The 20,930-nt window shown below is 60.4% G+C and carries 19 protein-coding genes; 12 read left to right on the top strand and 7 right to left on the bottom strand.

What is annotated here, in order from left to right:
* The 11 genes from ACPYOJ_RS16400 to ACPYOJ_RS16450 form a co-directional block, all read left to right on the top strand.
* The coding region (locus tag ACPYOJ_RS16400; protein WP_481417215.1) for a dioxygenase family protein at positions 1-742 on the top strand (742 nt) is incomplete at its 5' end.
* Entirely contained in the window at positions 739-1,800 is a 1,062-nt protein-coding gene (locus ACPYOJ_RS16405) for a maleylacetate reductase (protein WP_481417216.1), read from the top strand. The genes ACPYOJ_RS16400 and ACPYOJ_RS16405, both read left to right, overlap by 4 nt.
* A 33-nt stretch (positions 1,801-1,833) precedes the next feature.
* Entirely contained in the window at positions 1,834-3,117 is a 1,284-nt protein-coding gene (locus ACPYOJ_RS16410) for an ABC transporter substrate-binding protein (protein WP_481417217.1), read from the top strand.
* Positions 3,118-3,181: 64 nt separating this feature from the next.
* Entirely contained in the window at positions 3,182-3,901 is a 720-nt protein-coding gene (locus ACPYOJ_RS16415; RefSeq protein ID WP_481417218.1) for an ABC transporter ATP-binding protein, read from the top strand.
* A complete protein-coding gene (locus ACPYOJ_RS16420) occupies positions 3,901-4,620 on the top strand; it encodes an ABC transporter ATP-binding protein (protein ID WP_481417219.1) in 720 nt (239 codons plus the stop codon). The genes ACPYOJ_RS16415 and ACPYOJ_RS16420 overlap by 1 nt, the downstream gene beginning before the upstream one ends.
* Positions 4,607-5,470, top strand: a complete 864-nt coding sequence (locus tag ACPYOJ_RS16425; RefSeq protein ID WP_481417220.1) for a branched-chain amino acid ABC transporter permease — start codon at positions 4,607-4,609, stop codon at positions 5,468-5,470. Before ACPYOJ_RS16420 ends, ACPYOJ_RS16425 begins: the two co-directional genes overlap by 14 nt.
* A gap of 5 nt (positions 5,471-5,475) precedes the next feature.
* Positions 5,476-6,564 (top strand): branched-chain amino acid ABC transporter permease, encoded by a 1,089-nt coding sequence (locus ACPYOJ_RS16430; protein ID WP_481417221.1) that lies wholly within the window; start codon positions 5,476-5,478, stop codon positions 6,562-6,564.
* The gene (locus ACPYOJ_RS16435) at positions 6,557-8,311 is read left to right on the top strand and encodes an FAD-dependent oxidoreductase (RefSeq protein WP_481417222.1); all 1,755 of its coding nucleotides are present in this window, start codon (positions 6,557-6,559) and stop codon (positions 8,309-8,311) included. Before ACPYOJ_RS16430 ends, ACPYOJ_RS16435 begins: the two co-directional genes overlap by 8 nt.
* A 7-nt stretch (positions 8,312-8,318) precedes the next feature.
* Positions 8,319-9,212: an intradiol ring-cleavage dioxygenase gene (locus ACPYOJ_RS16440; RefSeq protein ID WP_481417223.1), complete on the top strand. Its 894-nt coding sequence runs from the start codon at positions 8,319-8,321 to the stop codon at positions 9,210-9,212.
* Positions 9,213-9,456: 244 nt separating this feature from the next.
* Complete coding sequence (locus ACPYOJ_RS16445) at positions 9,457-10,821, top strand: M24 family metallopeptidase (RefSeq protein ID WP_481417224.1); 1,365 nt, start codon at positions 9,457-9,459, stop codon at positions 10,819-10,821.
* Between the two features lie 150 nt (positions 10,822-10,971).
* Positions 10,972-11,823, top strand: coding sequence for a glycerophosphodiester phosphodiesterase (locus ACPYOJ_RS16450; protein WP_481417225.1), 852 nt, complete (start codon positions 10,972-10,974; stop codon positions 11,821-11,823).
* Here ACPYOJ_RS16450 and ACPYOJ_RS16455 read toward each other — a convergent pair whose 3' ends face one another.
* From ACPYOJ_RS16455 to ACPYOJ_RS16485, 7 genes are read right to left on the bottom strand one after another with little or no spacing between them, the layout of a single operon-like run.
* Entirely contained in the window at positions 11,824-12,645 is an 822-nt protein-coding gene (locus ACPYOJ_RS16455) for an inositol monophosphatase family protein (protein WP_481417226.1), read from the bottom strand.
* Positions 12,645-13,649, bottom strand: a complete 1,005-nt coding sequence (locus tag ACPYOJ_RS16460) for a LacI family DNA-binding transcriptional regulator (RefSeq protein ID WP_481417227.1) — start codon at positions 13,647-13,649, stop codon at positions 12,645-12,647. Before ACPYOJ_RS16460 ends, ACPYOJ_RS16455 begins: the two co-directional genes overlap by 1 nt.
* Positions 13,633-14,412, bottom strand: a complete 780-nt coding sequence (locus ACPYOJ_RS16465) for a glycerophosphodiester phosphodiesterase (protein WP_481417228.1) — start codon at positions 14,410-14,412, stop codon at positions 13,633-13,635. The genes ACPYOJ_RS16460 and ACPYOJ_RS16465 overlap by 17 nt, the downstream gene beginning before the upstream one ends.
* Entirely contained in the window at positions 14,412-15,467 is a 1,056-nt protein-coding gene (locus tag ACPYOJ_RS16470; protein WP_481417229.1) for an ABC transporter ATP-binding protein, read from the bottom strand. The genes ACPYOJ_RS16465 and ACPYOJ_RS16470 overlap by 1 nt, the downstream gene beginning before the upstream one ends.
* Positions 15,467-16,309, bottom strand: a complete 843-nt coding sequence (locus tag ACPYOJ_RS16475) for a carbohydrate ABC transporter permease (RefSeq protein ID WP_481417230.1) — start codon at positions 16,307-16,309, stop codon at positions 15,467-15,469. Before ACPYOJ_RS16475 ends, ACPYOJ_RS16470 begins: the two co-directional genes overlap by 1 nt.
* Before the next feature lie 2 nt (positions 16,310-16,311).
* Complete coding sequence (locus ACPYOJ_RS16480; protein ID WP_481417231.1) at positions 16,312-17,613, bottom strand: carbohydrate ABC transporter permease; 1,302 nt, start codon at positions 17,611-17,613, stop codon at positions 16,312-16,314.
* A gap of 55 nt (positions 17,614-17,668) precedes the next feature.
* Positions 17,669-19,015, bottom strand: a complete 1,347-nt coding sequence (locus tag ACPYOJ_RS16485; protein WP_481417232.1) for an extracellular solute-binding protein — start codon at positions 19,013-19,015, stop codon at positions 17,669-17,671.
* A 273-nt stretch (positions 19,016-19,288) separates the two neighbouring features.
* Here ACPYOJ_RS16485 and ACPYOJ_RS16490 point away from each other — a divergent pair, with 273 nt between their 5' ends.
* Positions 19,289-20,779, top strand: a complete 1,491-nt coding sequence (locus tag ACPYOJ_RS16490; protein WP_481417233.1) for a sulfatase — start codon at positions 19,289-19,291, stop codon at positions 20,777-20,779.
* Positions 20,780-20,930: the final 151 nt, after the last annotated feature.

The raw sequence follows: 20,930 nt of genomic DNA on the forward strand, positions 1-20,930 counted from the left end.
TCATGCGATCATCCGCGAGTTGCGGCCTACGCAGGCCGACTGGCGCAAGGTCATCGAATTCCTCACCGATGTTGGGCACGCCAGTGATGAGCGGAGGCAGGAATGGGTGCTGCTTTCGGACCTGCTCGGGGCTTCGGCGCTTGTCGAGGAAATCAATTCGCGCCGTCCTAAGACGGCGACGCCCAATACCGTCCGCGGCCCTTTCTTTCGTGCCGACGTGCCGCAAGTGGCTTCCGGCGGGAACATCTCGCTTGACGGCGTCGGCGAAAAGCTGGAGGTCATTGGACGCGTCCAGGACCTGGATGGCGATCCCGTTGCCGGTGCCGAGATCATTACCTGGCAGGCCAACGCGCAGGGGTTTTACGAAAACCAGCAGCCGGACCTGCAGCCGGAATTCAATTTACGCGGCCGTTTTAAAACGGACGACGATGGACGGTTTCATTACTGGACGATCAAGCCCAGCGGCTATGGTGTGCCCGATGACGGCCCGGTCGGAAAGCTTCTCAGGCAGGCAGGCTATCCCCTGAGCAGGCCCGCCCATCTTCAATTCATGATCAAGGCGCCGGGCTTCGAGACAATCACCACGCATATTTACGACGGCAGTGACCCCCATCTCGCCGAGGATGCGATCTTCAGCGTCAAGCCGGAACTGGTGCGCACATTTGAGCGGCAGGGCCAAGGCTCATGGCGGGTAGACCTGACCTTCGTCATGGTCCGGGCAAAACAGAGGACAGGGGCATGAACCGCAATTTCGTTTATAGCGGCAGTCCTGCCCATATCGTCTTCGGCGAAGGCAAGAGCGCCACCGCCGGCGAATGGATCAAGAAGCTGGGCTGCAAGCGTGCTCTGGTGCTTTCGACTCCCCAGCAGAAGGCGGATGCCGAGGCACTGGTGGAGCGGCTGGGTTCGCTTGCCGTCGGCGTGTTCAGCGGTGCGGTCATGCACACGCCTGTCGATGTCACCGAGATGGCGATGAAAGTGGTTGCCGAAAACCAAGCCGATTGTGTCGTGTCGCTTGGCGGCGGCTCGACAACGGGGCTCGGCAAGGCCATCGCTTATCGCACGGACCTGCCGCAGATCGTCATTCCGACGACTTACGCAGGGTCGGAGGTCACGCCGATCCTTGGGCAAACCGAGAGCGGCCGCAAGACGACGGTGAAAGATCCGAAGATTTTGCCCGAGGTGGTGATCTATGACGCCACGCTGACGACCGGTCTTCCGGTCAGCCTGTCGATGACCTCGGGCCTGAATGCTATGGCTCATGCTGTCGAAGCGCTCTACGCGCAGGATCGCAACCCGATCTCGACCCTTATGGCCATCGAGGGCTTGCGCGCCTTCCGGTCCGCACTTCCGGAAATCTTGGCGGCCTCAAGCGATATCGAGGCGCGGGCCGAAGGGCTCTACGGCGCCTGGCTCTGCGGCGCGGTCCTTGGGACGGTCGGCATGGCGCTGCATCACAAGATCTGCCACACGCTTGGCGGTACCTTCGATACGCCGCATGCCGAGACGCATGCGATCATGCTGCCGCACACTGCCGCCTTTAATGCCGTGGCGGCGCCAGATCTCCTTCAGCCTGTGGCGGAGATTTTCGGCGGCTCGGTCGGCGGCGGGCTTTGGGATTTCGCGAAATCGATCGGCGCGCCGCTGGCGCTCCGCGATCTCGGCCTCACCGAAGCCGATCTCGATAAGGCGGGCCGGATTGCCGTTGAGAATCCCTACTGGAATCCGCGGCCGATCGACCGGTCATCGATCCGTGCGTTGCTGCAGCGGGCCTGGGAGGGCCGACGCCCGGAGAATTAATCATCATACAAGGGGGAATGGGAGGAGAATGAAATGACAACACGACGCGAATTCCTGAAACAGACTGCGGCCACCGGCGTGCTTGCCGCGACATCCGGGCTGGCATTGCCGGCGCTCGCACAGAAAAGCTCAATCAAGCTCGGCTACGTCAGTCCGCAAACCGGACCGCTCGCGGCCTTCGGCGAAGCGGACAAGTTCGTGATCGAGAACTTTCTGGCGACGACCAAGAAGATGGGCCTCGACTATGAGGTCGTCGTCAAGGACAGCCAGTCCAATCCCAATCGCGCCGCCGAGGTGACCAAGGAACTGATCGTTACCGATGAGGTGAACCTGGTCCTGGTTTCCTCGACGCCCGAAACCACCAACCCGGTGTCGACGACCTGCGAAGCCGAAGAGATGCCCTGCATTTCCACGGTAGCGCCGTGGCAGCCCTGGTTCATCGGCCAGCAGGCAAATCCCGGCGACCCTAGTTCCTGGAAGCCGTTCAACTTCGCCTACCACTTCTTCTGGGGGCTCGAGGACATTATCGCCGTCTTTACCGGCATGTGGGGCCAGGTCGAGACCAACAAGAAGGTCGGCGGACTGTTCCCGAACGACGGAGACGGCAACGCATGGGGCGACAAGGTCGTGGGCTTCCCGCCGGTACTTGAGAAGCTCGGCTATACGCTGACCGATCCCGGCCGCTTCCAGAACCTTTCAGATGATTTCTCGGCGCAGATCAACGCCTTCAAGCAGGCGAACGCCGAGATCGTCACCGGCGTCGTCATCCCACCGGATCTGACGACCTTCTGGAACCAGGCGAAGCAGCAGGGTTTCAAGCCGAAGGTTGCGTCGGTCGGCAAGGCGCTGCTCTTCCCTCAAACGGTGGAATCGCTCGGCGATGCCGGCCACAATCTTTCGACCGAGGTCTGGTGGACGCCAAGCCACCCCTTCAAGTCGTCGCTGACGGGTGAAACTGCCGCTCAGGTTGCCGATGCTTTCACCAAAGCAACGGGCAGGCCCTGGACGCAGCCAATCGGATTTGCGCACGCCCTCTTCGAGCTTGCGGTCGATGTCATGAAACGTGCCGACGATCCCAGCGACGGCGAGGATGTCGCCAAGGTCATCGGCGAAACAAAGCTCGACACGCTCGTTGGCCCGATCGCTTGGGGCAACGAGAAACTGCCGCCCTTCGCCCAGAAGAATGTGGCCAAGACGCCCCTTGTCGGAGGTCAGTGGCGGCTGAAGCAGGGCGGCAAGGGCTATGATCTCGTCATCGTCGAAAATGCCACGGCTCCCAACATTCCGACTGGCGGAAAAATGGAGCCGATCGCCTGAGCGCGTCAGCGTTCGTAGATCAAGGAGGAAGTCGTTGAGGCGGCTTCCTGCTGGGAGGATTTGGATGCCAATACTGGAGCTGGAAGGCGTTTCGAAGAAGTTCGGCGCGTTGACCGTCGCCGAACAGATTTCCTTCGCCGTTGAAGACGGAGAGGCGCTCGGAATCATCGGCCCGAACGGCGCCGGCAAGTCGACGCTGTTCAATCTGATCACCGGCAACATTGCAGCAGACGGCGGGGCGATCCGTTTCAGAGGATCCGATGTGACCAGAACCCCGCCGATGGCGCGGTGCTTTGCCGGAATGGGCCGCACGTTCCAGATTCCGCAGCCCTTTGACCAACTGACTGTATTCGAGAACCTGCTGGTGGCCGGATCGTTCGGCGCGCGGAAGCGGGAAGGGGAGCTCGCCGATCGCTGTGCGGAAATCCTGATCGATACAGGCCTTATCGACAAGGCCAATGCAACGGCCGGCAGTCTGACGCTGCTGCAGCGCAAGCGGTTGGAGCTGGCCCGTGCGATGGCAACCGATCCGAAACTCCTTCTCCTCGACGAGATAGCCGGTGGGCTGACGGAAGGCGAGTGCCGGGCGCTGGTCGCGACGATCCGAGGCCTGCACAACAAAGGCATTGCGGTGATCTGGATCGAGCACGTCCTGCATGCGCTCAATGCAGTGGTCGGGCGTCTGCTCGTCCTGCATTTCGGTCGGGTGATCGGCATCGGAAAACCCGACGAGATCATGAACTCGAAAGAAGTCCGCGAGATCTACCTGGGGATCGATGTGTGATGGCACTTCTCGAAACCCATGATCTGACGGCCTCCTACGGCGATTTCCAGGCGCTGTTCGGCGTCGATATCAGCCTCGAAGCGGGCGAGACGCTGGCGATCATCGGCGCGAACGGGGCCGGCAAGACCACGCTGATGCGGTCGCTATCGGGCGTCCTCAAGAACGAACCGGATTCCATCCGCTATCGGGGGGAGGCGGTCGGCGCGCTGCACGCCCCGGATGTCCTGGCTCGAGGAATCGCGATGGTGCCCGAAGGCCGGCGGCTGTTTCCATCATTGACCGTGGAGGAGAACCTGCTGATTGGTGCCTATGGCCGCAAGACCAAAGGCCCCTGGACGCTGGAGAGCATCTATGCGCTGTTTCCGATCCTTAAGGAGCGTCGGCGCAATCCTGCCACGGCCCTGTCCGGCGGTCAGCAGCAGATGGTGGCGATTGGCAGGGCATTGATGTCGAACCCGGACGTGCTCCTTTGCGATGAGATCAGCCTCGGGCTGGCGCCGGTGGTGGTGCGCGACATCTACGCCGCCTTCCCGCGGATCCGGGCAACGGGAGCTGCGATCATCATCGTCGAACAGGACATCGCTCAGGCGCTCAAGGTCTCCAACGGGGTCTATTGCATGATGGAGGGCCGCATCACGCTCTCTGGAAAGCCGTGCGACCTCGACCGCGATGCCATTCACAAGGCTTACTTCGGAGCAGATGGCCATGAACTGGCTTGATACGATAACGCAAGGCATCTTACTCGGCGGTCTGTACGCACTCTTTGCGGCGGGGCTCAGCCTGGTCTTCGGCATCATGCGGCTGGTCAATCTAGCCCATGGCGACTTGATCGTCTTCGCGGCCTTTCTGATCCTGTCGCTTGTGTCCCTGTTGGGGCTTCATCCTTTCGTGGCCGCGCTTGTTGCGGCTCCCCTCATGTTCGCCACCGGTTGGATTCTTCAATACTATCTACTCAACCGCACGCTCGGAAAGGATATCCTGCCGCCGCTGCTCGTCACTTTCGGTCTTTCGATTGTCATCCAGAACGGGTTGCTGGAAGGCTTTACGGCTGACAGCCGGCGAATCTCGGCAGGGGCGCTCGAGACAGCCTCCGTTCCGCTGGGGCCGATCAATGCAGGTGTCATGCCGATGCTCGCCTTTGCCTCGGCAATCCTCGTCATCGTCGCGCTGAACCAGTTGATCTATCGCACGTCGATCGGTCGGGCTTTTCGGGCCACGTCGGACGATGTCACCACGGCCGGCCTGATGGGCATCCGGCCGCAACGCATTTTCGCCATGGCGACGGGGCTTGCCATGGTGGTGGTGACTATTGCGGCTCTCTATCTCGGAACGCGTGCCAATTTCGATCCCACCTCCGGACCGGCCCGGCTGATTTACGCCTTCGAGGCCGTCATCATCGGCGGGTTGGGTTCGCTCTGGGGAACGCTGGTCGGCGGAATCATCCTCGGTGTCGCGCAGACGGTCGGTGCGGCCATCAATCCGGAATGGCAGATCCTAGCCGGACATCTCGCATTCCTTCTCGTCCTCCTGTTCAAGCCGCGCGGCCTTTTCCCGCGCGCAGTGGATTGAACTCCATGGAACAGTTGCTCGCACCAACCCTCAAAGTCGAGACCCGCACGGGCGCATCCGCGGCCTTCGCCGTCGTGGCTGCGATCGTGGTGATCCTCGCGTTCCTGGCTCCGCTTCTGGTATCGCGCGGCGCTGTCCAGGACCTGTTCTTCATCCTCACCATGCTGGTGCTGGCGCAATGCTGGAACCTGCTTGCCGGATATGCCGGCCTGATTTCGGTCGGCCAGCAGCTCTTCGTCGGTTGTGGGGCATACGCGATGTTTGCCCTTGTCAGCCTGCTCGGGCTGGACCCGATTGCGGCAGTCATCATCGCCGGCTTCTTCGCGGCGATCGTCGCAGTGCCTACCGCCTTCTTCACCTTCCGCCTCTACGGTCCCTATTTCGCCATCGGCACATGGGTCATCGCCGAAGTCGGGCGCCTACTCTTTGCTCAATGGAAGGCGCTCGGCGGGGGCACCGGCACATCGTTGCCGCGGGACGCGACGCGCGAGATGATCGGCGTCGAATCTTTGAAATCGCTCTTCCGGATGAAATCGGCGGAGGCAGGCGATGCGCTGACCTATTGGCTTGCGCTGCTGCTCGCCCTGGCCACGATCGGGGCCATCTACGGGTTGCTGCGGTCACGGCACGGGCTTGGTCTTGCGGCCGTCCGGGACAATGAGCAGGCTGCACGCGCCGTCGGCGTCGATGCGCGGCGCATGAAGACCCTGGTTTATCTGACGGCGGCATTTCTGACAGGCTGCTGTGGCGCTCTGATCTATGTCCAGAAGCAACGCATCTCGCCGGATGCAGCCTTCTCAGTGCTCGACTGGACGGCCTATGTGATCTTCATCGTCGTTATCGGCGGCATCGGCACGGTCGAGGGACCGATCGTCGGCGTCATCGTCTTCTTCCTTCTGCAGAACCTGCTTGCCGGCTATGGCTCCTGGTATCTTTTGATCCTGGGTCTGGTCGCCATTGTCACAATGCTTTTTGCGCCGCGCGGGCTCTGGGGCCTGTTTTCCGACCGCGCTGGCATCCAGCTTTTTCCGGTTCGCCGAATCCTCAAGGGCGGACCCATCGAACACAAAAAAATAGGAGAGCCAAATGGCTGATATCACAACGGATGTACTCATCATCGGAACCGGCCCGGCGGGCTCGGCAACTGCAGCGTTGCTATCCACTTACGGCGTCGAGAACCTGGTGATCAACCGCTACCGATGGCTAGCCAACACCCCGCGCGCCCACATCACCAATCAGCGCACGATGGAGGTGCTGCGCGATCTTGGCCGCGATGTCGAGGACGAAGCTTACATGTTCGCTGCCGAGCAGGATCTGATGGGCGAGAATGTCTTCTGTACCTCGCTGACAGGCGAGGAAATCGGCCGCATGAAGAGCTGGGGCAAGCATCCGCTGTCTCGCGCCGAACATCAGCTCTCCTCACCGAGCTTGATGAACGACCTGCCGCAGACCTTCATGGAGCCGCTGCTTTTCAAGACAGCCTGCTCGCGCGGGACACAGCCGCGCATGTCGACGGAGTATATCAGCCATGAACAGGACGCCGAGGGCGTCACGACAACATGTCTGGATCGGCTGACCGGCAAGCAACTTACCGTCCGGTCCAAGTTCCTGATTGGCGCCGACGGCAGCAACTCGAAGGTCGCCGAGCACGCAAAGCTCTCCTTCGACGGCCGGATGGGCGTCGGCGGCTCGATGAATATCCTGTTCGAGGCTGATCTGTCGCGCCATGTCGCGCACCGCCCCTCGGTGCTCTACTGGGTGCTGCAGCCGGGCGCCGATGTCGGCGGCATCGGGATGGGTCTGGTGCGCATGGTGCGGCCGTGGAACGAATGGCTGATCGTCTGGGGCTACGACATCAACCAGCCGGCGCCAGAAGTGACCGAGGATTTCGCCATCAAGGTCGTTCGCGAACTCGTCGGCGATCAGGAGCTTCAGCCGAAGATCAAGTCGGTCTCGACCTGGACCGTCAACAACATGTATGCGACGACGATGTCGAACGGACGCGTCTTCTGCATGGGCGACGCAACGCATCGCCATCCTCCGTCGAACGGACTGGGCTCCAACACATCGATCCAGGATGCCTTCAATCTCGCATGGAAGCTGTCCATGGTGCTGAAGGGGCAGGCCGGATTGGGTCTGCTGGATACCTACAATGCCGAGCGTGCGCCGATTGCCAAGCAGATCGTGACCCGGGCCAACAAGTCGATCGAAGAATTCGGCCCGATATTCAAGGCGCTCGGATTGTTGGACTCTGTCGATCCCGTCAAGATGCAGGAGAATATGGATTCCCGCTGCAAGGACACGCCAGAGGCGGAAAAGCAGCGCAAAGCGATCCGGGAAGCGATTGCCTACAAAGTCTACGAGTTCGATGCCCATGGCGTCGAGATGAACCAGCGCTACAAGTCGCATGCGATCATCACCGACGGCCAGCCAGAGCCGGCCTTCACAAAAGATCAGGAACTTCATTATCAGCCGACGACGTGGCCCGGCGCGCGCCTGCCGCACGCTTGGCTGTTCAATCATAGCGGCGACAAAGCCTCGACCCTTGATCTAACCGGTCACGGCGTCTTCACCATTCTGACCGGCATCGGCGGAGACAGCTGGGTCGCGGCCGCCAAGGCGCTCGCAAAGGAGCTCAATATCCGGATCGCCACGCACATGATCGGACCGCGCCAGCAATGGCAGGATCTAGTTGGCGATTGGGCCAGCGCGCGCGAAGTCCGGGATTCCGGCGCCATTCTGGTGCGACCCGATCACCACGTTGCCTGGCGTGCAGATTCAGTAGTCTCCGATCCGGAGGCCGAACTGCGCCGCGTCCTGAAATCCGTTCTTGATAAGTGAGAGCATCATGGAAGCACATGAAAAGGGCTTCTTCACGGAAGAAGATTCTGTCGCCGTCGTAACCGGCAGAAATGAGAACGCTAAAGACGAGCGCCTGAAACAGGTGATGGAAGTCATCACCCGAAAACTCCATGAGGCGGTCAAGGAAATCGAGCCGACGCAGGATGAGTGGGTGCAGGCCATTCTCTTTCTCACGCGCACGGGGCAGATGTGCAACGAGTGGCGGCAGGAGTTTATATTGCTGTCCGATGTTCTTGGCGTCTCGATGTTGGTCGACGCGATCAACAACCGCAAACCCTCCGGTGCATCGGAGAGCACGGTGCTTGGTCCGTTTCACGTTGCCGACGCGCCGGAACTGCCGATGGGGGCGAACATCTGCCTCGACCAGAAGGGCGAGGATATGGTGATCGAAGGTCGGATCGTGGATACCGACGGGCAGCCGATCGCCAATGCGCTGCTGGATGTCTGGCAGGCCAACGACGAGGGCTTCTACGACGTCCAGCAAAAGGGGATTCAGCCGGACTTCAACCTGCGGGGCGTGTTCCGTACCGGCCCGGACGGGCGCTACTGGTTCCGGGCGGTGAAACCCAAATACTATCCGATCCCGGACGACGGTCCGGTCGGGAAACTGCTGAAAACGCTGGGCCGCCATCCCAATCGGCCGGCGCATCTCCACTACATTATCAAGGCCGATGGCTTCGAAACACTGATCACCCATATCTTCGACCCCGATGATCCCTACATCAACTCCGATGCGGTGTTCGGCGTGAAGAAGAGCTTGCTTGCCGAGTTCCGGCGTATCGATGACCCCGATCGCGCCAGGGCCTATGAATTCGATGGCGACTTCTGGCACGTCCAGTACGATTTCGTGCTTGCCCGTCTCGGTGAAAAACGGGGCTAGAGCAGTTGCGGGGCCAGTTCGATCTCTTGATTTGCGGAGTTCCGGACGGCCCCAACTTTCCGTAGATCTGATTGATATTGGAACCTTGGGTAAGGAACCGTACCTTCGTACCGTCTTAACTACGCTGCCTTACTCTGACGGGAGGCGATCGACGATCTCTGTTCCTTGGTCGCCCGGCAGGTGCAGTGAAACTTTAAGCATCTACAGCGATTGATCTCACGCGCGTAACGACAAAGGAACGGAAATGACGATCTCTCTCAAGACAGTCGCGCTCCCGGATTTCGGCGCGGTTGGTGACAAGCCGTTGGTACCTTCGCCAACCTACGAAGCTCGCGCCAACGCAGCATATGCAAATGCCAAATGCGACTGGCTGGCCGTTTATGCTGATCGTGAACACTTCGGTAATATCGCCTTTCTCACCGGTTTCGAGCCACGCTTCGAGGAAGCATTTCTTCTCTTGGGTCCGGCGGGCAAGCGCGTATTGATCACGGGCAATGAATCAGAAAGCTACGCGCCACTCGCACGTTTGCCGGGTCTGGACGTTCTGCTCAGCCAGACGCTCAGCCTCATGGGACAGGATAGAAGCCGGTACCCGCGTTTTGCGGACCGGCTCGCTGACGCGGGCATCAAGTCTGGCGACCACGTCGGCCTCATTGGATGGAAATACCTTGAAGAATATGAAGATCAGCAGGCTGATACGGGCTTCTTTGTTCCGGCTGTCTACGTTCAGGCGCTTCAGCGGGTCGTGGGTCCCGCTGGCCGGGTTACCGATCAGACCAGAGTGATCATGCACCCGGAAAATGGCCTTGCGGCGTCGCTTGACGTCGACCAGATCGTACAGTTCGAGTGGGCGGCAACTCGCTGCTCGCTTGCGACATGGCGAATTGTATCAGGGGCAAAGGTCGGTGATACCGAGTTTGATGCAGTATCACGCATGGGTTACGCCGGTGACGCGCTGAACGTTCATACCATGTTCGCCTCGGCGAGCCGTCGAGAGCCCGTAATCGGTCTTCGGAGTGCGACCGGCCGAAAGCTGAACAAGGGAGACGGCGTCACCACAGCCATTGGGCATTGGGGAGCGCTATCTTCCCGTGCCGGTTTGCTGGATGACGGAAACGACGAATTTCTTTCCATCGCCAAGGGTTACTTTCAGGGACTGATTTCCTGGTATGAGACGGCGTCGATCGGCGTATCGGGCGGAACGCTCCATGACGCCGTGGTCGGCAAGCTGGCCGAAGCGAACCTGAAGTCTGCCCTCAATCCGGGCCATCTGGGCGGCTACGAAGAATGGACCAATACGCCGGTTCGCCCGGGCTCCACCGATAAAATTCGTTCGGGCATGCTCTTTCAGGTTGATGTCATCCCCACACCTGTTCCGACTGGCTGGGCTTTGAATTGTGAAGACACGGTCGTCTTCGCAGACCGCAGCCTGCGCGATGAGCTCGCTGCAAAACATCCGGAAGCCGCGCGACGTATCGCGCTCCGCCGCGAGTTTATGAAGAACAGCCTTGGGGTCGAGCTTCGGGATGAAATCCTGCCCTTCTCATCGACCCCGCTCTATCTGGCACCATTTTGGTTGAAAAGCGACGCGGTGCTGGTGCGAGATTAGAGAACCGAAACGCCGACAGGGGAACTGCTGGCCCTCATCGGGTTGAGCAAGCTCGCAGATATCGTCATTAGCCGCGCGCCTTTGTGCTACGCCCCCTTGCAAATTGTTCCGGTCCACGCCAACACAGGGGGCAACGAAGGGGCTAGCGACATGAGCGAATTGGGTCTGGAAATTCACCATGGAGGCCATTGCACGCGCCTGAAATGGCACCGCCTGCGGCGCAGCATGCGGGACCCGCTTTTCTCGCGCGAGGCCATGCGGGCGGGCTTCAAGGAGGGCGCGTCGATGGAGCTCGATCTTCGTGTGCGCGCAGATCGAGGCTTCGTCGTACTGCACGACGCCGTGTTGGAGGGCGAGACGACGGGACGCGGGCCAATTGCCGATAAGATGATGGAAGAACTGCTTTCCGTCCGCATGCAGGAAGGCGGGCGGCCGTTGATCCTCAGCGAAGATCTTTCTGCCATGATGCAAATGGCCCATCCGCGTGCGTCGCTGCAGTTCGACATGAAGGACGATTACGCGACGATCGGTGAGCAGGGGGTTACGCATCTGACGGCGCATTTCAGCAACATCGCCGCTTCGGTGGTGGTCAGCGGTGCCTGCCTTGACCTGATCGTGGCGGTAAAAGAGCGCCTGCCGCATCTGAAGCGGGGTATCGATCCTACCGACAAGTTGGCCGATATCTACGAACGGGAAGGTCTGGCCGCCGTTGAGCGGGAACTCTTGACCGACCTGCGCGGGCCGACGGAGCCGGACATCGTCTACCTTCACTGGCCTCTGATCCTGCGCGCCCACTCCGACGGTTTCGACATGATCGGCCTTTGCCGGGCCGAGGGACGGCGTGTTGATGCCTGGACCTTTACATTGAAGAATCCGGACGCGGGATTTGACGACCAGGAATGGATGAACTTTTCGGCGCTGATGGCGCTGAAACCGGATGAGGTGACTACAGACGAAGCCCCTGCCACAGAGCGCGCCTGGAAACGGCGCGCGACGGTCTGATCAGTCCGTTACCGGCGCCAGACCCTCGATTTCCAGAAGAAATTCGAATTGTCGGGCAAGCCCCGGTGAATAGGCAACAACCGGGCCGCCTTCAGACAGGAGCGCCGAGAGCGCGGGTATGGCGATCGTCGCGCCCGCTTCGCGCGCGATCAGCGCGCCTGCGAGCATATCCCAGGCGTTAAGGTGCCGCTCGTAATAGAGATCGGCCGCTCCCTCGGCCACACGTAGAAGGTCGATCGCTGCGGCACCCATGCGACGATAGTCCATGCCACATTCATGCAGCCGCCGAGAGACCGCAAGGTGTTCGTCGAAGCTCGTCTTGCGCGAATGGCCGAGGATGCAAATGGCATTGGCAGGATCGTTCGTCGCTGCGGCATGAATGGGAGCCCCCTCGCAAAAGGCACCTCGGCCGCGGATCGCCGAGAAAACCGCATCCTTCGCGGCGTCGTAGACCACGCCGATCTCCAGACGGTCCTCGGCGCAGAAGGCGATCGACACACCCCAGTGGCTGAAGCCGCGGATGTAGTTCGTCGTCCCGTCGATCGGGTCGACCACCCAGGTTCCAGCCCTGCCGGCTCCGCCGCCGGTTTCCTCACCCATGAAGGTGTCTTGCGGGAACAGCATAAGCAGCCCGTCGCGAATGGCCTCCTCGGCATTGCGGTCGGCTATGGTTACGAAATCCTGCAGGCCCTTGTTCTCGACCTTCAATTCGGAACCCATTTCCCTGCGGAAGCGAGCCGCCTCGCGGCCAACACGGCGGGCGATCTCGATCGCAGCCGCGGCACGGGCCTCAAGGGCGGAGGAATCGAATGCGGAACTCATCAGGCAGTCCTTCTCGTGATCAGCGAAACGGGCGTGAATTCTATGCGCGCCGTCATGTCGGGCTTGGCGATTCGGCTAGTTAGCAGGTCGATGGCCCTTTCGGCCTGCAGGTCGCAGGGTTGGCGGATGGTCGTGAGTTCGTAGGCGGCCCAGCTTGCCTGGGGAATATCATCGTGGCCGATGACGCGTATGGCGGGCGCGTCTTGACGGCTGCAGCCCGCCATCAGCCGGTCGATCACGCCGCAGGCCATGTAATCATTGGCGCAGAAGACGCCGTCGATGCCGGAGGAGACAAGCCCAGACGCCGTCTCGAAGCCGCTTCGATAGTCGTTTACGGGGGCGGATAATAGCTGTGCCTCAAGGCCACGCTGGCGGCAGCGGGCAAGGAAGGCCTCGCTGCGGCGGCGTGCCGTGTACGAGACAGAGGACGCGGCAATCGCGGCGAGGCGCTTGGCGCCTTTATCGATCAGGTGATCGGCGGCCAGGTGCCCGGCGGTGCGGTCATCGGAAACGATGCGATCGACGAAGGGGATGTCGTCGCCCTTGTTGATCAGCACGATCGGCACGCCGTCGGCGGCGCACTGCTCGCAAATCTCCGTCGGCGGCGCGTCCGATGTGACGATCACGCCGGAGACGGCATAATGCAGAAGCTGGCCGATGACGGTCGACGTATCCGCCTCCTTCGAGGTCGGCAGCAGGATCGGACGGAAATTGCGGGAAATGAGCGTCCGCGTGAGATGCTCGATCTGAAGCGTGCGGAACGGATTGTCGAGCCCTGCCGCGACGACGCCGACGAGATCGGAGCGCTTGTTCGTCAGGCTGCGCGCGAGATAGTTGACGCGGTAGCCCAGCTCCTTGGCCGCTTGGTAGACCTTTTCGCGTGTCTTTGACGAAACGCTCGCATCCGGCGTGAAGGCGCGCGATACGGCCGCGCGCGAGACACCTGCCACGCGCGCCACGTCGAAGGACGTTACCCGGCGCGGTCCTTTATCCTTGTCCGCCAAATTTTCCATCCCCACCAGGCGCGGTGCGCATCATGTCCGGCAAATCCGTGCAGATGCCGAGCACCGGCAGTCTCATTATCTCATCGAGGATCGCCCGTCTTTCCTCGTGCCACAGCACGATTTCGCGGCCTTCGCCGAACGCGCGTGCCATCAAAGCCGGAGTGACCAGATCCTGAGGCCGTTCGCCGGCTCTCTCCCAGCAGAGATGCAGGATATCGGCGCCCGCCTCGTCGCCGAGCGCATGCGGATCGTGACCGACGCGGATCAGGACGGAAAGCGGATAATCGCAGCCCGCCTCGCGCAGCTCGCGGACCTGCGCTGTATCGAAGGAACCGAGGCAGGCGAAGCGCTGGTTCTTTTCGGCGAGATGCTTCCAGCAGAGAAGTCCCGTGCCCGGCGCCTTGAGCTCGATGTAAAGGCCCGTGTTGGTCTGCCGCCCAAGTGCTGCGACTGCTTCGAAAGTTGGAACGTTGACGCCTTCGAGGGCGGCAAGCTCGGCGGCCGTCATCTCGGAAATATGGCGGTCGATGCCGAAAACGCGCTCCAGATGATCGTCGTGGGAGACCACAACCACGCCGTCCTTGGTGAGTTGCGTATCGAGCTCCCACATTTCCGCGCCCAGGTCGGCGGCGCGCTGGAAGGCTTCGAGCGTGTTCTCCCGCTCATGGCCGCTTGCACCGCGATGGCCGATGCAGAAAGGCAGCCTGCCCTTGCTGACAGGCCAGCCGTAGCGCTCGAAGAAGGTCGAAAAATCGCGTTGCATCAGAGCTTCCGTCCGGTTTCGTCGAAAACGAGCACGTTGCGGCTGTCGATTGCCCAGGTGACCTCGTCGCCGATCCTGATATCGTGGCGAACCGGCTGGATGGAGCGCAGCAACGGTCCGCCGGCAAGCTTTACGTCATAGAGATTTTCACGGCCCTGCGTTTCGGCGAAATTCACGATGCCAGTGACCGGCACGTCGCCCGCCGGATTATAGTGCTCCGGCCGCACCCCCAGCATCAGCTTGGTTCCTTCGTCGGCGGCGACCGAAACGGGAAGTGGAACCTTGATCTCGCTGCCTGGAATGGAAAAGGCACCCTGTGCCGCCACGCCGTGGAGGAAGGTGATCGGCGGATTACCGAGGAAGCCGGCAACAAAGGCGGTGTGCGGGTCGTTGTACATCTCTGCCGGTGTTGCGATCTGTATGATCTCGCCTTCTTTCATGATGGCGATGCGGTCGCACATGCTCATGGCCTCTACCTGATCGTGGGTGACCAGGATTGCTGTGATGCCCGTCTCGCGCTGGATGCGGCGGATTTCCGAGCGCATCTCCAGCCGGAGCTTTGCATCGAGATTGGCGAGCGGCTCGTCGAGAAGCAGGACGTCGGGCCTGCGGATCAGCGCGCGGGCAAGGGCGACACGCTGCTGCTGCCCGCCAGATAGCTCCGAGGGGCGCCGGCCCATCAAGTTGCCGATCTGCACGAGCGTAGCGATGCCGTCGACCTCCTTACGGATATCGGCTGAGGGCATACCCTTGACCTTCAGCGGAAAGCCGATGTTTTCGGCAACGGTCATGTGCGGGTAGAGCGCGTAGGACTGGAAGACGACACCAACATTGCGGGCCTGACTCGGAAGGTTGGTCACGTCGCGGTCGCCGAAGAGGATGCGGCCGCCGGTCGGGCGATGGATGCCGCAGATAGCAAAGAGCGTCGTCGACTTGCCGCAGCCCGAGGGGCCGAGCAGGGCCAGCATCTCCCCATGCGCCACTTCAAGGGTCATGTTTTCGATCACCTTGGTGGCGCCGAAGCTCTTCGAGAAACTGTCGAGGAGGATACGCATCAGCCTTTACTCCCTCCGCCGTAGATATTCATGAGATACTTGTGGAAGAACGCGTAAAGCAGCAGCACCGGGATCACATAGAACACGCCCACGGCCTTGAAGGTGCCGAAGTTGAAGTTGTTGTCATCGGCGATCAGTCCCGCAAGATAGACCGAGAGCACCTGTACTTGACCGCCCGGCGCCAATACCTGCGGCAGGATGAATTCTCCCCAGCCCGAAAGGAAGGAGAAGAGCGCCAGCGCCATGATCGCCGGCCGCACCTGCGGCAGTACGAGGCTGCGCCAGACGCGGAAGCGCGAGGCGCCGTCGACGACGCCCGCCATTTCTATTTCCCAGGGCACGCTGTCGTAGAAGCCCTTCATCAGCCATATGCCAAGCGGCAGGTCGATGGCAGCCTTCACAAGGATGACGCCGATCAGCGAGTTATAGAGGCCGACCATCTGCAGCACGATGAAGATCGCGATGATCAGCGTGACCGACGGAAAGGCATGGAGCACCATGACCCCGGCGAGAAAGAAGCCGCGGGCAGGTACGTTCAAACGTGACAGCACGTAGCCCGCCATCGACGAGACGATGAGTACCACGGTCGTTGTGCTCGCCGTGAAGATAAGCGTGTTCAGCGTCACCAGCCAGATGTTCGGTTTTCCGGGCGGTGTTTGCCAGAGGAATGACCAGTGGCGAAGGGTGAGCGAATCCGGGATCAGCGACGCGGGCTGCTTGTCGGTGATGGTGTCGATGAAAAGATAGGCATACATCAGCACCAACGGCAGGCTGACGATGGTGAGCGCCAGAATGACCGGCCAGGTGCGGTAGTTTGCCGAGGGCTGCGATTTCTGCGCCATGATCAATCCTCGATGAGCGGTCGCGCAACCAGCGCCGCGTAGTTGAAGACGCGCAGATAGGCGAGCGACAGGATTATGCCGATTGTCACGAGTACCAGCGCCATGGCGGCGCCGAGGCCATATTCCAGATTACCTGCATAGTTATTGAGTGCCGTGTGATAGGCGGCAAGGGACCAGACTTCAGTGGCCTTGCCTGGCCCGCCCCGGGTCGAAAGCAGGATTTCGTTGAAGGAGGCGAGCAGCGACAGCGTTTGATAGCAGGTGACAAAGAGGATCGGCCAGCGCATCTGCGGCAGTATGATATAGCGGATCTGCTGCCAGCGGCTGGCGCCATCCACCTCGCTTGCGAAGAATTGGCTCTTCGGGATTGCTTTCAGCGCAGAGGAAAAGACCAGCATGCCCATCGAGGCGCCGATGAAGCCGTTGATCAGCACAACGAAGAACCAGGCATTGTAAGCGTTGTCGAGCAGGTAGTTCTTCGGCGGGTACCCGAATTTGCTCATGAGGGTGGAGATGAAGCCGGTATCCCAGGCGAGCCATTTCCACATCAGCACATAGATGACGACGGGCGTGATCCGCGGCAGAAGCCAGACAGACCGGAAAATCGCCGCCGGCGCATCCGGCATATAGTGTGTCCAGATCGCCAGCAGCATGGCGTAGCTCGTGTTGAAGAGCACGAGCACAAGGGCGACGTAGAGCAATGTGTTGAAGAGGACCTGTGCCATGTCCGGCGAGGAGGCGATGCGCGAGAAGTTCTCCGTCGTCCAGCTCCAGCCGGTATAGGTCGCTTTGGCGAGGCTTTCCTTTTGCTCCGATGTCATTTTGATGCCGAACTTGTCGAGCGAGGCGAAGAGTTCTTCCTTGTTCGAGAATCGCAGATTGGCAACGGAACGGTTAAACTGCTCCGAGATTTGCTTGACCTCCCGCGTCGACGGCCGGTCCTCAAGATCCTTGATCATGCGCTCGGCTTCGCGACGTGAGGGGAAGACTTCGCCGAGGTGTTTTTCGTGCAGTTCCTTGGCGATGCCTGGCTCGAGCCCAAGGCCGTCGAGGCCCTTGATCCCTTCTTCGTCGATCACGTAGCGCGGCTCGGTAAGCTGCTGCACGACGTCCGGCATTTCGTCCTTGAGCGCGATGAGAGAGTTCGGCGCGACTTGATAGGCGCCGCCGGAAATGCCCGTGGCTGTCGTCATGCTGGTGAAGGAAAAGACGGCGGTCAGCACCACCGGCATCAGAAAAAACAACAGAATCATGAGCGCTGCAGGCGCGATCATTACGAGGCCAAGCGTTCTGGACGTTCTCATGGCATCCTCCGCAAAGAGTCCGGGCGGACGACGCCGCCCGGAGCGTTGCTTGCGCCTAGCGGATGACGATCTTGTCGCCGAGCGTGCTCTTCAGCTCGCTCTCGACATCGTTGGCAGCGGCATCGGGGGTCTTGGCGCCCGTCCAGGACGCTTCGAGGCCCTTCCACATGATGTTCCAGTACGTGCCGAAATCGGCATTGTTTGGCATCGCATTGGCATAGGGCAACAGGCGCTCGGTCGCTTCACGCGTCCACCGATCGGAGGAGTAGAGCTCGATTTCGGTTTCGGCCTTCGAAATGCCGAGATGGGCGGATTTGACCGCATGCAGCACGTTGATGCGCGGCTCGGAGGCGATCTTGACCAGCTGGGCGGCGATCTCGGTGTCGTCCTTGTCGTGGCCCGAGGTCAGAAGATAGACGAGCGGATGCGTCAGCGTGTTGGCCTTGCCGCCTTCGCCGGCCGGAATCAGCGTGAAGACGACATTACCGAAGAAGTCCTTCAGGCCTTCCTGATTGACATAGCGCGCGTAGTGCCAGGTGCCGCCGTGCCAGATGCCGGCTTTGCCGGAGGCGACTTCCTTCCACCACTGATCACCGGGCATGCCGATATGGTTTTTCTTGGTGACGCCATCCTTCACGGCATCGGCGAAGAACTGGTAGGTGCGCTGCATCGCCGCCTTATCGAAGACGAGCTTGCCACTCTCTTCCATCGTACCGCCGAAACTGGTATAGAACTGCCAGAAATCGGGGCCGTTGGTATTGCGCGGATAGAAACCGTAACCTGGCTGGACGAGGCCCTTGTCCTGCATCTTCTTGGCGTCTTCCAGCACGTTTTTCATTGTATAGCTGCCGTCCTTGACCTTCTGCGGCAGTGCATCGAGATCGGCATCGCTATAGCCGATTGCCTTCATGTAGGGCTTCCAGAAGAACATCGGGCGGGATTCGGCATCCTGCGGAATGCCGTAGACTGTGCCATTGAAGGAGGCGATGGTCATCAGATTTTCATAGATGTCATTAAGCGGCCAGGAATCGAGATCGACGTAGTCCTCGATTGGCACGATCAGGCCGGACTGCGCCCAAGGGCCAATGTCCTCGTGGCCGGTGACGACGATATTCGGCGCGGTCTTGGCTTCCGCGGCAAGCGTCATCGCCTGCTTAAAGTCCTCCCAGCCGCTATAGGCCTTTTTCTCCACCTTGATCTTGAGGTCTTCGCCCTTGATCGCGGCTTCCCGCTGGAGCTGCTCGGCTGCAATGTCGATCGCGTCCAGGCGATAGACGTCGTTCGGGCCCGTGCCGCCGGCCCAGACCGTGATGGTCACGTCCTTGGCAAAGGACAGCGCGGTGGTCGAGGCCAGGATGGCGACTGCGACGGTCATGCACTTCAATGTCGGCAGAATAGTCATCTCTTCATCTCCCAGATGATCGGTGTGAACCTCTTTGCGGGCCATCACCATTGCTGACGACCGCCTGGAGGCCCCATGAAAAGCACGAACGAATTCGCTCTTAGGGGTCCTCTGTAACGGTCGAATGACAAAATGAGCACGTGTGCAAAAATGATTATGACGCGGTAATAAAACATTGCAAGCGGGGTTTTTCGCCGCTACGGATCGGCTTCAACGATCTTGTCAGATGTGGAAAATTGCGCGGCTTCAGCCGCCATCATCGGAGATTTCATCATGAAGACCGTTTTCGTACTTTTTGATTCCCTTAATCGGCATATGCTGGGCGGCTATGGTGGAACACGCATTCCGACGCCAAATTTCGACAGGCTGGCCGCGCGGACGGCGGTCTACGACAAGCACTACGTCGGCTCGCTGCCATGCATGCCCGCGCGACGCGATCTCCTGACCGGGCGCCTGACGTTCCTTCATCGAAGCTGGGGGCCGCTCGAACCATTCGACAACGCATTTCCGGAATTACTGAAGACGGCGGACGTCCATTCGCACCTGATCACGGATCACTATCACTATTGGGAGGACGGCGGCGCGACCTACCACAATCGCTACAACACGTTCGACTTCATCCGGGGTCAAGAAAGCGATCCGTGGAAGGCGATGGTCCAGCCTCATTGGGAGCGTCTGCGCGAGAAGTACCACCATAATCAGACCGCAAGCGGGCCGATCAGCAAGTACAATCCGTATATGATCAACCGCGAGTTCATCAAAAAGGAAGAGGATTTTCCGTCCGTTCAATGCTTCGCGCGTGGGTTCGAATTCCTCGATATCAACCGCGACGCGGACAACTGGCTCTTGCAGATAGAAACTTTCGATCCGCATGAGCCCTTCTTCGCGCCCGAGAGATTCAAGGAGCCATTCAAGACGGGCTGGAACGGTCCGATCCGCGACTGGCCACGCTATGGTCGCGTCGAGGAACTTCCCGAAGAGGCTGACGAGCTTCGCGCCAACTACTATGCGATCGTATCTCTCTGCGACTTCCTTCTCGGACAGTTGCTCGATTACTTCGATGAGCACGATCTATGGAAGGACACTGCGCTCGTCGTCACTACCGATCACGGATTCCTGCTCGGCGAACATGACTTCTGGGCGAAGAACCGCATGAATATGTACGAAGAGATCGTACATATCCCGCTCTTCATCCATGACCCGCGTAATCCCGGCGGCCGGCGCGTGGCCCGTCTGACCCAGTCGATCGACGTCGGTCCGACATTCCTCGATCTGTATGGGGTTGAGCCGCCTCCGGAGACGGAGGGAAGGTCGCTTCTTCGCGACCAGGCAAGGGAGGCCGTCATATTCGGCTATTTCGGCGGCGCAGTGAACGTCACCGACGGACGATACACCTACCATCGCTTCCCGAAAGACATCGAGACGCAGGAAATCTTCCAATACACGCTGATGCCGACCCACATCACGCAACGGTTCACGCCGGAGGAACTCGCGTCATCCACGCTGGCCAAGCCGTTTGGCTGGACGAAGAACGTACCGCTCTTGAAGGTACCGGTCACCGAGCGCTCGCCGATGTATTCGAACTACGGTCCGGGCGCCCTCCTCGAAAAGGAGACCCGACTTTACGATCTGCTCAACGATCCTGGTCAAGCTCGTCCACTGAAAGACGAGGCATTAGAATCCAGGATGACGGCAATCATGGCATCACTGATGCGGGCAAATGAAGCGCCGCTTGAGGCATTCGAGCGACTGGGCATTAGCTAGACGGACCGGAGTTTGTCCGTCTCTATTGCTCTTTGCATGAGGTGCCGCTGTCCAGAATCTTGTCGATCGTGATGGAAAAGCTGTGAATTCGTCCACCGGTCGCAGTGAAGATCGAGTTCGAGACGGCCGCGGCTACGAAGCCTTCTTGCGA

This window comes from Rhizobium sp. SVR5-9E (assembly GCF_056755095.1).

Coding starts and splice junctions, on each gene's coding strand:
- ACPYOJ_RS16405 (WP_481417216.1), top strand. CDS start 739: ATGAACCGCAATTTCGTTTATAGCGGCAGTCCTGCCCATATCGTCTTC.
- ACPYOJ_RS16410 (WP_481417217.1), top strand. CDS start 1,834: ATGACAACACGACGCGAATTCCTGAAACAGACTGCGGCCACCGGCGTG.
- ACPYOJ_RS16415 (WP_481417218.1), top strand. CDS start 3,182: ATGCCAATACTGGAGCTGGAAGGCGTTTCGAAGAAGTTCGGCGCGTTG.
- ACPYOJ_RS16420 (WP_481417219.1), top strand. CDS start 3,901: ATGGCACTTCTCGAAACCCATGATCTGACGGCCTCCTACGGCGATTTC.
- ACPYOJ_RS16425 (WP_481417220.1), top strand. CDS start 4,607: ATGAACTGGCTTGATACGATAACGCAAGGCATCTTACTCGGCGGTCTG.
- ACPYOJ_RS16430 (WP_481417221.1), top strand. CDS start 5,476: ATGGAACAGTTGCTCGCACCAACCCTCAAAGTCGAGACCCGCACGGGC.
- ACPYOJ_RS16435 (WP_481417222.1), top strand. CDS start 6,557: ATGGCTGATATCACAACGGATGTACTCATCATCGGAACCGGCCCGGCG.
- ACPYOJ_RS16440 (WP_481417223.1), top strand. CDS start 8,319: ATGGAAGCACATGAAAAGGGCTTCTTCACGGAAGAAGATTCTGTCGCC.
- ACPYOJ_RS16445 (WP_481417224.1), top strand. CDS start 9,457: ATGACGATCTCTCTCAAGACAGTCGCGCTCCCGGATTTCGGCGCGGTT.
- ACPYOJ_RS16450 (WP_481417225.1), top strand. CDS start 10,972: ATGAGCGAATTGGGTCTGGAAATTCACCATGGAGGCCATTGCACGCGC.
- ACPYOJ_RS16455 (WP_481417226.1), bottom strand. CDS start 12,645: ATGAGTTCCGCATTCGATTCCTCCGCCCTTGAGGCCCGTGCCGCGGCT.
- ACPYOJ_RS16465 (WP_481417228.1), bottom strand. CDS start 14,412: ATGCAACGCGATTTTTCGACCTTCTTCGAGCGCTACGGCTGGCCTGTC.
- ACPYOJ_RS16470 (WP_481417229.1), bottom strand. CDS start 15,467: ATGCGTATCCTCCTCGACAGTTTCTCGAAGAGCTTCGGCGCCACCAAG.
- ACPYOJ_RS16475 (WP_481417230.1), bottom strand. CDS start 16,309: ATGGCGCAGAAATCGCAGCCCTCGGCAAACTACCGCACCTGGCCGGTC.
- ACPYOJ_RS16480 (WP_481417231.1), bottom strand. CDS start 17,613: ATGAGAACGTCCAGAACGCTTGGCCTCGTAATGATCGCGCCTGCAGCG.
- ACPYOJ_RS16485 (WP_481417232.1), bottom strand. CDS start 19,015: ATGACTATTCTGCCGACATTGAAGTGCATGACCGTCGCAGTCGCCATC.
- ACPYOJ_RS16490 (WP_481417233.1), top strand. CDS start 19,289: ATGAAGACCGTTTTCGTACTTTTTGATTCCCTTAATCGGCATATGCTG.